This is a genomic window from Bordetella genomosp. 9 (assembly GCF_002119725.1).
Taxonomy (GTDB): domain Bacteria; phylum Pseudomonadota; class Gammaproteobacteria; order Burkholderiales; family Burkholderiaceae_B; genus Bordetella_C.
This window is the reverse complement of record NZ_CP021109.1, coordinates 3,505,553-3,518,145: the sequence shown is the minus strand read 5'-3', so window position 1 is coordinate 3,518,145 and position 12,593 is coordinate 3,505,553. Positions and strand designations below refer to the sequence as shown.

The 12,593-nt window shown below is 65.6% G+C and carries 10 protein-coding genes; 8 read left to right on the top strand and 2 right to left on the bottom strand.

Annotated elements, in window-relative coordinates; all coding sequences use genetic code 11:
• Window positions 1-157 precede the first annotated feature (157 nt).
• The gene (greA, locus tag CAL13_RS16160) at window positions 158-634 is read left to right on the top strand and encodes a transcription elongation factor GreA (RefSeq protein ID WP_086058297.1); all 477 of its coding nucleotides are present in this window, start codon (window positions 158-160) and stop codon (window positions 632-634) included.
• Between the two features lie 93 nt (window positions 635-727).
• On the opposite strand, the gene CAL13_RS16155 is transcribed toward greA, so the two are convergent.
• A complete protein-coding gene (locus tag CAL13_RS16155; protein WP_086072943.1) occupies window positions 728-1,345 on the bottom strand; it encodes a YhbY family RNA-binding protein in 618 nt (205 codons plus the stop codon).
• Window positions 1,346-1,362: 17 nt separating this feature from the next.
• On the opposite strand from CAL13_RS16155, the gene CAL13_RS16150 reads away from it, so the two are divergent.
• The 5 genes from CAL13_RS16150 (at window position 1,363) to CAL13_RS16130 (ending at window position 7,339) form a co-directional block, all read left to right on the top strand.
• Window positions 1,363-2,004 (top strand): RlmE family RNA methyltransferase, encoded by a 642-nt coding sequence (locus CAL13_RS16150; RefSeq protein WP_086058295.1) that lies wholly within the window; start codon window positions 1,363-1,365, stop codon window positions 2,002-2,004.
• Between the two features lie 199 nt (window positions 2,005-2,203).
• On the top strand, window positions 2,204-4,090 hold the full coding sequence (gene ftsH, locus CAL13_RS16145) for an ATP-dependent zinc metalloprotease FtsH (protein WP_086058294.1): 1,887 nt from the start codon (window positions 2,204-2,206) through the stop codon (window positions 4,088-4,090).
• Between the two features lie 24 nt (window positions 4,091-4,114).
• Entirely contained in the window at window positions 4,115-4,963 is an 849-nt protein-coding gene (gene folP, locus CAL13_RS16140; protein ID WP_086072942.1) for a dihydropteroate synthase, read from the top strand.
• Window positions 4,964-5,008: 45 nt separating this feature from the next.
• Window positions 5,009-6,352 carry a phosphoglucosamine mutase gene (glmM, locus tag CAL13_RS16135; RefSeq protein WP_086072941.1) on the top strand — a complete coding sequence of 448 codons (1,344 nt, stop codon included), beginning with the start codon at window positions 5,009-5,011 and terminating at the stop codon, window positions 6,350-6,352.
• 141 nt (window positions 6,353-6,493) lie between these two features.
• Window positions 6,494-7,339 (top strand): GNAT family N-acetyltransferase, encoded by an 846-nt coding sequence (locus CAL13_RS16130; protein ID WP_086072940.1) that lies wholly within the window; start codon window positions 6,494-6,496, stop codon window positions 7,337-7,339.
• A 67-nt stretch (window positions 7,340-7,406) separates the two neighbouring features.
• On the opposite strand, the gene ppx is transcribed toward CAL13_RS16130, so the two are convergent.
• Entirely contained in the window at window positions 7,407-8,894 is a 1,488-nt protein-coding gene (gene ppx / locus CAL13_RS16125) for an exopolyphosphatase (RefSeq protein ID WP_086058290.1), read from the bottom strand.
• A gap of 167 nt (window positions 8,895-9,061) precedes the next feature.
• On the opposite strand from ppx, the gene ppk1 reads away from it, so the two are divergent.
• Both ppk1 and pstS read left to right on the top strand, forming a co-directional pair.
• Window positions 9,062-11,137 (top strand): polyphosphate kinase 1, encoded by a 2,076-nt coding sequence (ppk1, locus tag CAL13_RS16120; RefSeq protein ID WP_086058289.1) that lies wholly within the window; start codon window positions 9,062-9,064, stop codon window positions 11,135-11,137.
• Between the two features lie 356 nt (window positions 11,138-11,493).
• Window positions 11,494-12,528, top strand: a complete 1,035-nt coding sequence (gene pstS, locus CAL13_RS16115) for a phosphate ABC transporter substrate-binding protein PstS (protein WP_086058287.1) — start codon at window positions 11,494-11,496, stop codon at window positions 12,526-12,528.
• Window positions 12,529-12,593 lie beyond the last annotated feature (65 nt).

Sequence of the window (12,593 nt, the reverse complement as noted above, 5' to 3'; positions counted from 1 at the left end):
GCGTGATGCCCGGGCCGCGTACCGCCTTCCGCCGCATGCGGATTGTCCGTCCCCGTTTCGATTCATCCTTCGGCGGCGTTTTGCGCCGCCCGCGCTTCGACCGTTACCGAAACGCTCCTATCGGGGCGTTTTCCACTTTTTTAGTTGAGATTGCGATATGTCAGCCATTCCGTTGACGGTTCACGGCGCCGAACGCCTGCGTAGCGAATTGCACCGGCTCAAGACGGTTGAACGCCCCGCGGTGATCAGCGCCATCGCCGAGGCGCGCGCCCAGGGCGATCTGTCGGAGAACGCCGAATACGACGCCGCGCGCGAGCGCCAGGGCTTCGTCGAAGCGCGCATCGCCGAACTCGAAGCCACGCTATCGAACGCCCATATCATCAATCCAGTCGAATTGGATGCCGACGGCCGCGCGGTTTTCGGCGCAACGGTGGAAATCGAAGACCTGGATTCCGGCGAGCGCCTGATGTACCAGATCGTCGGCGATGTCGAGGCCGATATCCGGGCCAACCGGATATCCGTCTCCAGCCCGGTTGCACGCGCCCTGATCGGGAAAACAGAGGGTGACGTGGTGGAAGTGCAGGCGCCTTCCGGCGTGCGCGAATACGAGGTGATCAGCGTTCGCTATCTGTAGACGCTGCAGGGTGTAGGCGCCGCAGGGCAGGGCGGCATGGGAAAACCGGGGCTGCCGGTTGTCCGCCTTGCCCGGTGCGCCAGGAAAACCGGCTTATCGCTTTGCCGTTTTCCTTGCCGCTCCGGCCGCGGGGCGCGCGCCTCGGGCGCCGGCCCGCAGGCTCAGCGCGCTGCCGGTGCGGCGCGGAATGCCGTGAGCGGGCGCCGCGGTCTTGCGCGTGCTGGGGCGTGCCGGTTTGCCGGCCTTGTTCAGCGTCACGCGGCTCGCGGCGGGGCGGCGTGTTTCGTCCGCCGGTTCGGCCGATTTGCGAGGCGCGCGCGCCGGCTTGGCCAAGGTCTTGCCCTCGGCGGCGATTTTCTTCGGCGTGTACGGCTCGGACGGCTTGCGCTTGGCGGACTTTGCCGGAGCGTCTGCCTGCGCGGGCGACGGCATGCCGGGGCGCGGCCGATACAAAATAAGCATCTTGCCCAGGTGGTGCACCGGGGCGCAGGAAAGCGCGTCGCAGATCGCTGCCAGCATTTCCTCGCGGGTTTCGCGGTCTTCTCCCCCCGCACGCACCTTGATCAGGCCGTGCGAGGCGAGGTTCGCGTCGATTTCCTTGAGGACCGCGTCCGACAGGCCTTTGTCGCCGATCAGGACGACAGGGCGCAGGGCGTGGGCGGCGGACCGCAGCGCGCTACGCTCTCGGGATGTGATTTCTAATATAGGCATGGCGGAATTGTACGGGAATGGCCAAGAATAAATTCTCCAAGGACTGGTTGCACCAGCACATCAACGACCCCTATGTGAAGCTGGCGCAGCAAAAGGGATACCGCGCGCGGGCCGCCTTCAAGCTGATCGAAATCCTGGACACGGAAAAGCTCATGCGGCGCGGCGACGTGGTGGTCGACCTTGGCTCCGCGCCGGGCAGCTGGTCGCAGGTCGCGCGGGAACGCCTGGCCGGCCCGGGAGGCGCCATCGACGGGCGCATCCTGGCGCTCGATATTCTGCCGATGGAGCCGGTGGCCGGGGTGGAATTCCTGCAAGGCGACTTCCGCGAAGAATCCGTCCTGGCCCAGCTGGAGGAAACGCTCAACGGCCAGCCCGTGGACCTTGTAATTTCGGACATGGCCCCCAACCTGTCTGGAGTCAGTGTTGCCGACGCGGCGCGTATCCAGCACGTCTGCGACCTGGCCCTGGAGTTCGCCCTGGCGCACCTCAAGCCCGAGGGGGCGCTGATCGTGAAAGCCTTTCATGGAAGCGGGTTTTCCCAGATCGTCCAATCGTTCAAACAGCATTTCAAAAGGGTGGTCGAACGCAAGCCCAAGGCGTCCAGGTCAAATTCCTCGGAAACTTTTCTGGTCGCCAGAGGCCGGAAACAGGTGGGCTGACCGCCGGCTTTCCGCGTTTCCACGCAATCCCTCATCACGGGGTAGAATGGCTATTGACATACTTGTGGTTGTGTCCTAAGGCAGAGGCTGCCGCCCTTCGGGTGCCGCCGCCCAGGGCTGGCGGCAGCGGGCCGACGGGTGTCGGCGCGGCGCGGGGGCGTTTTAACTACCGGTCGGAATCGAAAGCAGGAGATCGACCTTGAACAATTCATTTTCTAAAGTTGCGGTGTGGATGGTGATCGCCCTGGTGCTGTTCACCGTCTTCAAGCAATTCGACGGACGCACCCAAACGCAGGACGGCGTCAGCTACACGCAATTCATGGACGACGCCAAGGCAGGGCGCATCCGCAAGGTCGATGTACAGGGAGACGTGCTGTATGTGACGCCCGAATCGGGACGTCCCTACACGCTGACGTCGCCGGGGGACCTGTGGATGGTTTCTGACCTGCTGAAGTACGGCGTGCAGGTCTCCGGCAAGGCGCGCGAAGAACAATCGCTGCTGATGAATATCTTCGTCTCCTGGTTCCCCATGCTGCTCCTGATCGGCGTGTGGATATTCTTCATGAGACAGATGCAGGGCGGCGGGCGCGGCGGCGCATTCAGCTTCGGCAAATCGCGCGCGCGCATGCTGGACGAGAACACCAACCAGGTCACCTTCGCCGACGTCGCGGGCTGCGACGAAGCGAAGGAAGACGTGCAGGAACTGGTGGACTTCCTGCGCGACCCGAGCAAATTCCAGAAGCTGGGCGGGCGCATCCCGCGCGGCGTGCTGATGGTCGGCTCGCCCGGTACCGGTAAGACCCTGCTGGCCAAGGCCATCGCGGGCGAAGCCAAGGTGCCGTTCTTCAGCATCTCGGGTTCCGACTTCGTCGAAATGTTCGTCGGCGTGGGCGCGGCCCGCGTGCGCGACATGTTCGAAAACGCCAAGAAGCATGCGCCGTGCATCATCTTCATCGACGAAATCGATGCGGTGGGCCGTCAGCGCGGCGCCGGCCTGGGCGGCGGCAACGACGAACGCGAACAGACCCTGAACCAGATGCTGGTGGAAATGGACGGCTTCGAGTCGGGGCAGGGCGTTATCGTCATCGCGGCGACCAACCGTCCCGACGTGCTCGACCCGGCCCTGCTGCGTCCCGGACGTTTCGACCGCCAGGTCGTGGTGCCGCTGCCGGATATCCGCGGCCGCGAGCAGATCCTCAAGGTTCACATGCGCAAGGTGCCCCTGTCGCCCAACGTGGATGCGTCGGTGCTGGCGCGCGGCACGCCGGGCTTCTCCGGCGCGGACCTGGCCAACCTGGTGAACGAGGCCGCGCTGTTCGCGGCGCGCCGCAACGGCCGCACGGTGGACATGTCGGACTTCGAAAAGGCGAAGGACAAGATCATCATGGGCGCGGAACGCCGCTCCATCGTGATGCCCGAAGAAGAGCGCAAGAACACCGCTTACCACGAGTCCGGCCACGCCATCGTCGCCCGCATGCTGCCCAAGACGGACCCGGTGCACAAGGTCACCATCATCCCGCGCGGCCGCGCGCTGGGCGTGACCATGCAATTGCCGGAAAGCGACCGCTACAGCATGGACAAGCAGCGCCTGCTCAGCACCATCGCGGTGCTGTTCGGCGGGCGTATCGCCGAAGAGCTGTTCATGAACCAGATGACGACGGGCGCTTCCAACGACTTCGAGCGGGCCACCGCCATTGCACGCGACATCGTCACGCGCTACGGCATGGACCAGGAGCTTGGTCCCATGGTGTACGCCGAGAACGAAGGCGAGGTGTTCCTGGGCCGCAGCGTCACCAAGACGACGCACGTGTCCGAGGCCACCATGCAGAAGGTCGACGCCTCCATCCGCCGCATCATCGACGAGCAGTACGAGGTCGCGCGCAAGATCCTGGACGGCAACCGCGACAAGGTCGAAGCCATGGCCGCCGCGCTGCTGGAATGGGAGACCATCGACGCCGACCAGATCGACGACATCATGTCAGGACGTCCGCCCCGTCCCCCGAAGACGCCGCAAGGGCCTTCCGACACCGCGGACAACAATCCCAGCGGGCTTGCGCCTGGCGGCAGCGCCGCCCCGGCGGTCTAAGGACCCCTGCACCCGCAACCTGCGATGGCCAATACTTTTTTGTGCGGGCGCTACGAGTTCGACCTCGAGCGCCCGCTGGTCATGGGTATCGTCAACGTCACGCCGGACTCGTTTTCTGACGGCGGGCGGCATAACGATCCGGACGCCGCGATCGCGCATGCGCGGCGGCTGGTCGAAGAAGGCGCCCACATCCTCGATATCGGCGGAGAATCCACCCGGCCCGGCGCGGCGCCCGTGTCCGAGCAGGACGAACTGGCGCGCGTACTGCCGCTGGTCGAGGGATTGCGCGATTGCGGCGTCCCCCTCTCGGTGGACACCTTCAAGCCGGGCGTCATGCGCGCCGTGCTGGACGCCGGCGCCGATATGATCAACGACATCCATGGATTCCGACAGCCCGGCGCCGTCGAGGCGGTTGCCGCATCCCGCTGCGGCCTGTGCGTCATGCACATGAAAGGCGAACCCGGCACCATGCAGGACAATCCCGAGTACAGCGACTTGCTTGGCGAGATCGGGGGATTCCTGCATGAGCGCGCGCAGGCGCTGCGTGGCGCCGGGGTGGACGCGCGGCGTATCGTGCTGGATCCGGGGTTTGGCTTCGGCAAGACGCAGGAACAGAACTACGAGCTGTTGCGGCGCCTGCAAAGCCTGCAAGCGTCCGGCTACCCCTTGCTGGCGGGTCTGTCGCGCAAGTCGATGATCGGCCATGCGACAGGCCGCGACGTCAGCCAACGGCTGGCGGGCAGCCTGGCTGGGGCGCTTGCCTGCGTGGCGCGCGGCGCGGCCATCGTCCGCGTGCATGATGTGGCCGCAACGGTGGATGCTCTGAAAGTTTGGCAAATGGTGGAGGCCGTGCCCGGCGCCACGGCGAACTGATTTGAACGCTTGGCGCCGCCGTGCGCCGCATGGGAATCGACATCTATGAGCACTCGCAAGTACTTCGGCACGGATGGCGTGCGCGGTGAGGTTGGCGGACCCGTCATCAATGCGGAATTCGCGCTGCGTCTGGGTTACGCGGCGGGCAAGGTCTTCGCCCGCGATATGCGTGGCGGTACGCGGCCGAAGGTGCTGATCGGCAAGGACACGCGAATTTCGGGCTATATGCTGGAGTCGGCGCTGGAAGCCGGGTTTTCGGCGGCTGGCATCGACGTACTGCTGGCCGGGCCGCTGCCCACCCCCGCCATCGCATACCTGACGCGCGTACTGCGCCAGACGGCAGGCATCGTGATCAGCGCCTCGCACAACCCCTATCACGACAACGGCATCAAGTTCTTCTCCGGCCGGGGCATGAAGCTTCCCGACGAAACCGAGGCCGCCATCGAGGCTGCCTTGGACGAGCCGCTGGGGTGCGTCAGTTCCGAGGCCCTGGGCCGCGCGCGGCGCCTCGACGACGCGGCCGGCCGCTACATCGAGTTCTGCAAGAGCACCTTTCCCAACGATCTGGACCTGAACGGGCTGAGCCTCGTCGTGGATGCGGCCCATGGCGCGGCGTATCACATCGCCCCGCACGTGTTCCGCGAATTGGGCGCCGACGTGCACGCGGTGGGCGTGCAGCCGGACGGATTCAATATCAACAAGGGCGTCGGGGCGCTGTATCCCGAGGCGCTGGCGGCCGAGGTGCGGGCACGCGGCGCGCACCTCGGCATTGCCCTGGATGGCGACGCCGACCGCATCCAGATGGTGGACGCCACCGGGCGCATCTACAACGGCGATGAGCTGCTGTATGCAATCCTGCGGGAGCGCATGCAGCGCGGGCCGGTCGCCGGCGTGGTCGGCACCTTGATGACCAATTACGGATTCGAGCGCCGCTTGCAGGAGCTGGGCGTCGGTTTCCACCGCGCCGACGTGGGCGACCGCTACGTGATGGAACAGATGCAGGCGCGCGGGTGGCTGTATGGCGGCGAAAGCTCCGGCCATCTGATCTGCCTGGATTGCCACACCACGGGCGACGGCATCATCGCCGCGCTGCAGGTCTTGACCGCCCTCCGCCGCAACGGCCGCTCGCTATCGGAGTGGGTGGCGGACCTGCGTATGTACCCGCAGCAGATGATCAATGTGCCGTTGCAGCCGGGCCAGGATTGGAAGACCCATCCCGGGCTGCTTGCCGCGCGCCGCGCCGTCGAGGCCGAGCTTGCCGGCCGTGGCCGCGTGCTGATTCGTGCCTCGGGCACTGAACCAAAGCTGCGTCTGATGGTCGAAGCCGAGGAATCCGCGCTCGCCATGTCATGCGCGCAGAATCTGGCGGCCGGTCTGGCCGCCGATTGACCCGTCCCAGGTTTTTGCTTGTAAAAGTTCGGCCCTCGTGGCCGGGAAGTGAGGCGAGTGGCGTCACAGTCACGTAACATGGCGGTCAAAAACCTGACACACGCCTCGCCCACACTACTCGGACACCTAGGAGTTGGCCGAATGCTTGAACTTGTCCGCATCGATCCCGCCCGCACGACGGCGACCGACACGTTTGCCGATTCCGCTGCGGCGGGCCTCGTTGTCGGTCTGGCTCGCACGGCGGATGAAGTCGAAGAGATCCAGCGACTGCGCTACCGCGTCTTCACGGAGGACATGGGCGCCGTGTTTCCCGATGCCGCGGACGGCATCGACCAGGATCGTTTCGATGCCTGGTGCGAGCATGTGATGGTGCGCGAACTGCATACCGGCCGCGTGGTGGGAACCTACCGCTTGCTGACCCCGGAAAGCGCGCGCGCGGCGGGCGGTTATTACTCCGAGTCGGAATTCGACCTGTCCGGCCTCGGTACGCTGCGCGACCGGATCGTCGAAGCCGGACGTTCCTGTACGCATCCGGATTTTCGCAACGGCGCCGTCATCATGTTGTTGTGGTCGGGCGTGGCCGAGGTGATGCGCCGTGGCAATTACGACTACCTGCTCGGTTGCGCCAGCGTCAGCCTGCGCGACGATGGCGTGACGGCCGCCGAGGTGTGGCGCGCGGTGAGCGGCCATCTGGCCGACGAGACCGTGCCTCGCGTGCAGCCGCTGCACCGCTACCCGCTGGAAAAACTGAACAGCACCACGCTGCCGGCCCGGGTGCCGCCCCTCATCAAAGGTTACCTGAAGCTGGGCGCCAAGATCTGCGGCGAGCCGGCTTGGGATCCTGATTTCAATGCCGCGGATTTTCCGGTGCTGCTCGACATGCGCGAGATGGACGAACGCTATCGCCGCCACTTCGGCCTGCCGCCCCTGAACGGCGCCGACGTGGACCTGGAAAGCGAACAGGGCCAGGTCAGAAAGGCCGCCTGACGGTCGGTGCCGCGGGCGCGGCGCCTGCCCCGCGGGGCGCGCCGGGCGGCGGCAAAAACGCCCTGGCTCAGACTTCCAGCACCTGGAAGGAAAAGCCCACCTTGCGCCATTCCGATTCCTCGGCGCGCAACGTGAAGTCGCTGAGCGGGTGGGATGCGAGCCAATCCTGCCGGACACGCACCACGAAGGAATCGCCGCGCACCGACAGGGTCAGCGGCAGCGTCTCCAGGTCTTCACGCCGGCGGTACAGCAGCACGGCGAGCCGCAGGCACAGAATGGCCAGCCATTGCTCGCGTTTGCGCACCAGCGGTTCCACCTTGCCCAGCTTGCCCTGGTGCGCCAGCGCCAGCAGGGCGAGCAGTTGCTGGTCGTCGCGCGAGAACCCCGGCATGTCGGCGTTGCCCAGCACATAGGCGGAGTGCTTGTGATAATCGTTGTGGGCGATCGACAGGCCTACCTCGTGCAGGTCCGCCGCCCACCCCAGCGCGTGCGCCAGTTCGCCACGCTTGTCTTCGTCGATGTCCAGTTCCTGGAACAGCGCCAGCGCGGTGCGCCGGACGCGCGACGCCTGGTTGACGTCGATGTGATAGCGCTTCATGAACTGACGCACCGACTCGTCGCGCTTGTCGTGCTGATCGTCGCGGCCCAGCAGGTCGTACAGCACGCCCAGCCGCAGCGCGCCGTCGCCGGTATGCATGACGTCGATGTTCAGCTCGTCGAACAGTGCGCTCATGATCGCCAGGCCGCCCGGCAGCACGTCGGCGCGTTCCAGCTTGATACCGGGCAGCTCCGACGGGATGACGCGGCCGGAGCGGATGATGCGCTCCTTCAGCTTGTTCAAGCCGGCGCGGGTGATGCCTCGATCGGAGAAGCCGCATTCGGTCAAGATGGCGTACAGCGCCTTGGCCGTGCCGGACGAGCCGTAGGCTTCCTTCCAGCCCATTTTGCGGTATTGGCGCGCGATGACTTCCGCCTCGCGACGCGCCGCCAGTTCGGCCAGTTTCATCTGGTGCGCGTCGACGACGCCGTCGCCGAAGAACTGCCGGCTGTAGCTCACGCAGCCCATGTACAGCGATGACATCAGGCCGGGCTCGTAGCCCTTGCCGATGATCACCTCCGTCGAACCGCCGCCGATGTCGATGACCAGCCGCTTGTTGGGCGAGGGCGGCAGCGTATGCACCACGCCGGAAAAAATCAGCCGGGCTTCTTCCCGGCCGGCGATGACTTCGATCGGGAACCCCAGCGCCGCTTCGGCCTGGGGCAGGAACTCCGCCGTGTTGCGGGCAACGCGGAAGGTATTGGTGGCCACGGCGCGGACGCGGCTGGGATGGAAGCTGCGCAGGCGTTCGCCGAAGCGCTCCAGGACCTCGATGGCGCGCCCGACCGCGTCGGCGGACAGGCGTTTGTCCGCGTCCAGGCCCGCGGCCAGCCGCACCGTCTCTTTCAAACGATCGATCTGGTATATCTGCGCCGCGCCTTCCTGCTGGACGACCCGCCCTATGGAGAGGCGGAAACTGTTGGAACCGAGGTCGACGGCGGCCAGAAGATGATCCATGCGGGGCGCGAGAAAGAAAGCGGATGTGCCGCCATTATAAATAGCCGCAGCCGCGCGCCATGTCGCAAGCGTTTGAATTTCAGCGTACGCTTACAAGGCTTTGTCAAGGAACTGTCACGAATTTGACGTAAAAACCGTTTTTGCTTTTCAACGTTCACGGAACTCGCATGGCATCCAATGTGGCTTCGCAGCCTTTATTCCTGAACCGGGAACTGTCGCTGCTCAAGTTCAACGAGCGCGTCCTGGCGATGGCCGAAAACCCCGCGGTCCCCTTGCTGGAACGACTGCGCTATGTCTGTATCGTCAGTTCCAATCTGGACGAGTTCTTTGAAATCCGCATCTCCACGCTGAAAGAGCAGCAGCGCCAGACGCCGAACCTGGTCGGCTGCGACGGGCTCACGCCGGGCGAGGCCTATGCGCAGGTGCAGGAGGCCGTGCACGAGCTGGTGGACCGCCAATACGACCTGCTCAATGACGAGATTTTCCCGCGCCTGCAGGAGCACGGCATCGTGCTGCTGCACGCGTCCGAATGGGACGAAGCCCAGCAGGCCTGGGCGCGCGAGACCTTCCACCGCGACGTGATGCCGCTGCTCACGCCGATCGGACTGGATCCGGCGCATCCCTTTCCGCGCGTCTATAACAAAAGCCTGAACTTCATCGTGTCCCTGCGCGGCGTCGATGCCTTCGGCCGCAAGGCGTCGATCGCCATCGTTCAGGCGCCGCGCGCCTTGCCCCGCCTGATCCGCATGCCCACGGAGCTGTCGGGCCATCCCGACGGCTATGTGCTGCTCACTTCGCTGATGCGCGCGTTCGTCGGCGAGCTGTTTCCGGGGCTGGAGATGCAGGGCTGCTATCAGTGGCGCGTGACGCGCAACAGCGACCTGTTCGTCGATGAGGAAGAAGTGACCAACCTGCGGCAGGCCTTGCAAGGCGAGCTGTCGCAGCGCAACTTCGGGTCTGCCGTCCGCCTGGAGATCGACAAGCTGACGCCGCCGGAGCTGGAGGCCTTTCTGCAACGCGAGTTCTCGCTCACGGCCAGCGACACCTATCGCGTGCACGGCCCGGTGAACCTGTCGCGGCTGATGCAGCTCTGCAATCTGCCGGACCGTCCGGGCCTGCTGTTTCCCGAATATCGCGCGCCCGTGCCGGCGCCGTTCAATCAATCGACGGTCAATCCGGCCGCCATGTTCACGGCGATCGCGGCGGGCGACCGGCTGCTGCATCATCCCTACCAGTCCTTCCAGCCGGTCATCGACTTCCTGACGGCCGCCGCGCTGGACCCGGACGTGATGGCGATCAAGCAGACCATCTACCGTACCGGCGAGGATTCCGAGCTGATGCAGATTCTGCTGGCCGCGGCGCGCGCCGGCAAGGAAGTGACGGTGGTCGTGGAGCTGATGGCGCGTTTCGACGAGCAGACCAACATCAATTGGGCCGCGCGCCTGGAAGAAGTGGGCGCCCACGTCGTCTACGGCGTGGTGGGTCACAAGACGCACGCCAAGATGGCGGTGGTGCTGCGGCGCGAGCAGGGCCGGCTGCGCCGCTACGCCCACCTGGGCACGGGCAACTATCACCCGCGCACCGCGCGTCTTTATACCGATTTCGGCCTGCTTACCGCCGATCCCGCCATCTGCGAGGACATGGACAAGGTTTTCGCCCAGCTCACGGGCCTGGGCGCGCGGCGGCCGCTCAAGGCTTTGCTGCAGTCTCCGTTCACCCTGCACGAGAGCATGGTCGCCCTGATCCGCGCCGAGGCGCAGGCCGCCCGCGAGGGCAAGAAGGCCCGCATCATGGCGAAGATGAATTCCCTGCTGGAAACGGCGGTCATCGAGGAGCTGTACGAAGCGAGCCAGGCCGGCGTCAAGATCGACCTGATCGTGCGCGGCGTGTGCGCCCTGCGCAGCGGCGTCAAGGGCCTGTCCGACAACATCCGCGTGCGCTCCATCGTCGGCCGCTTCCTCGAGCATTCGCGGGTGTTCTATTTCTACGCCAACGGCAGGGAAACGGTGTACCTGTCCTCCGCGGACTGGATGGACCGCAACTTCTTCCGCCGCGTGGAAATCGCCTTTCCCGTCCAGGACAAGGCCTTGAAGAAACGCGTCATCGAGGAAGCGTTCACTTACGCCCTGCGCGACAACGAACTCGCCTGGCAGCAGCAACCCGACGGCGACTACACCCGCGTCCGCACCCGCGCGGCCCCGTTCAATCTGCACGAGCACCTGATGCAAAAACTTGGCGGGTAGAGCGGGCCCCCCCGAAGCGCTATCGCGCTTCCCCCCAGGGGGGCGATGCTGGCGGACCGGCGGAGCCGGATCCGCTGCGTCCCCGATAGGGTGGCACCCGTGGCAGGCGGCGGGTTGCTCTAGACTCAGCCGCCGCCTACAGCACCGCTCCCCCGCACCCATAGGTGCCCCCCGACCGGGGCGCCGCGGATCCGGCTCCGCCGGTCCGCAGGCGCGCCCCTGGGGGGGAAGCGCGCCAGCGCTTCGGGGGGGATCATGACTGTCACTATCTTGTCATTTTGGGCTCTTACCATGCGCGTCATGACGAGAAAGGCGGGGTGTCCCGTCCCCATTCACCAACGACGAAGGAAGTCACAATGCGTGTGTTCAAGCAGATCTCCCTGGGCATCGCCCTGAGCGCTGCGGTTTTTGCCGCCCATGCCGCGGATGTTACCGGCGCCGGCGCCTCCTTCCCCTATCCCGTGTATGCCAAGTGGGCGTCGGACTACAAGGCCGCCACCGGCAACACCGTGAACTACCAATCCATCGGCTCGGGTGGCGGACAGCAGCAGATCATCGCCAAGACGGTCGATTTCGGCGCTTCCGACGATCCGATGAAGGGCGAAGACCTGGAGAAGAACGGTCTGCTGCAATTCCCGGCGGTGGTCGGCGGCACGGTCGCCGTGGTGAACATCGACGGCATCAAGGCCGGCGAGCTGAAGCTGTCCGGCCCCGTCCTGGCCGACATCTTCCTGGGCAAGATCAAGAAGTGGAACGACGACAAGATCGCCGCGCTGAACGCCGGCCTGAAGCTGCCGTCGTCGGACATCATCGTGGTGCACCGTTCCGACGGTTCGGGCACGACCTTCGGCTGGACCAACTATCTGTCCAAGGTCTCCGCCGACTGGAAGTCGCAAGTGGGTGAAGGCAAGGCCGTGAAGTGGCCCACCGGCCAGGGCGGCAAGGGCAACGAAGGCGTCGCCGCCTACGTCGGCCAGCTGAAGAACTCCATCGGCTACGTCGAATACGCCTACGCCAAGCAGAACAAGTTGGCCTGGACGCAACTGCAGAACGCCGCCGGCAAGTTCGTGCAGCCCGAGCAGTCCGCCTTCGCCGCTGCCGCCGCCAACGCCGACTGGAAGAGCGCGCCCGGCATGGGCGTGGTGCTGACCAACGAGCCGGGCGACAAGTCGTGGCCCGTGACCGCCGCCACCTTCATCCTGGTGCACAAGACCCAGGACAAGCCGGCGCAAGGCAAGGCCGTGCTGTCCTTCTTCGACTGGGCGTTCAAGAACGGCCAGAAATCCGCCGAGGCGCTGGACTACGTGCCGCTGCCCGATGCGGTGACGAAGGAAATCCGCGACGCCTGGAAGGACATCAAGGGCGCTGACGGCAAGGCTGTCTGGCAGTAAAGCGACCGTTGCAAGGCCCGGGCCGATGGTCCGCCCGGGCCTTTCCCTTCTCCCGAGGAAAGCCC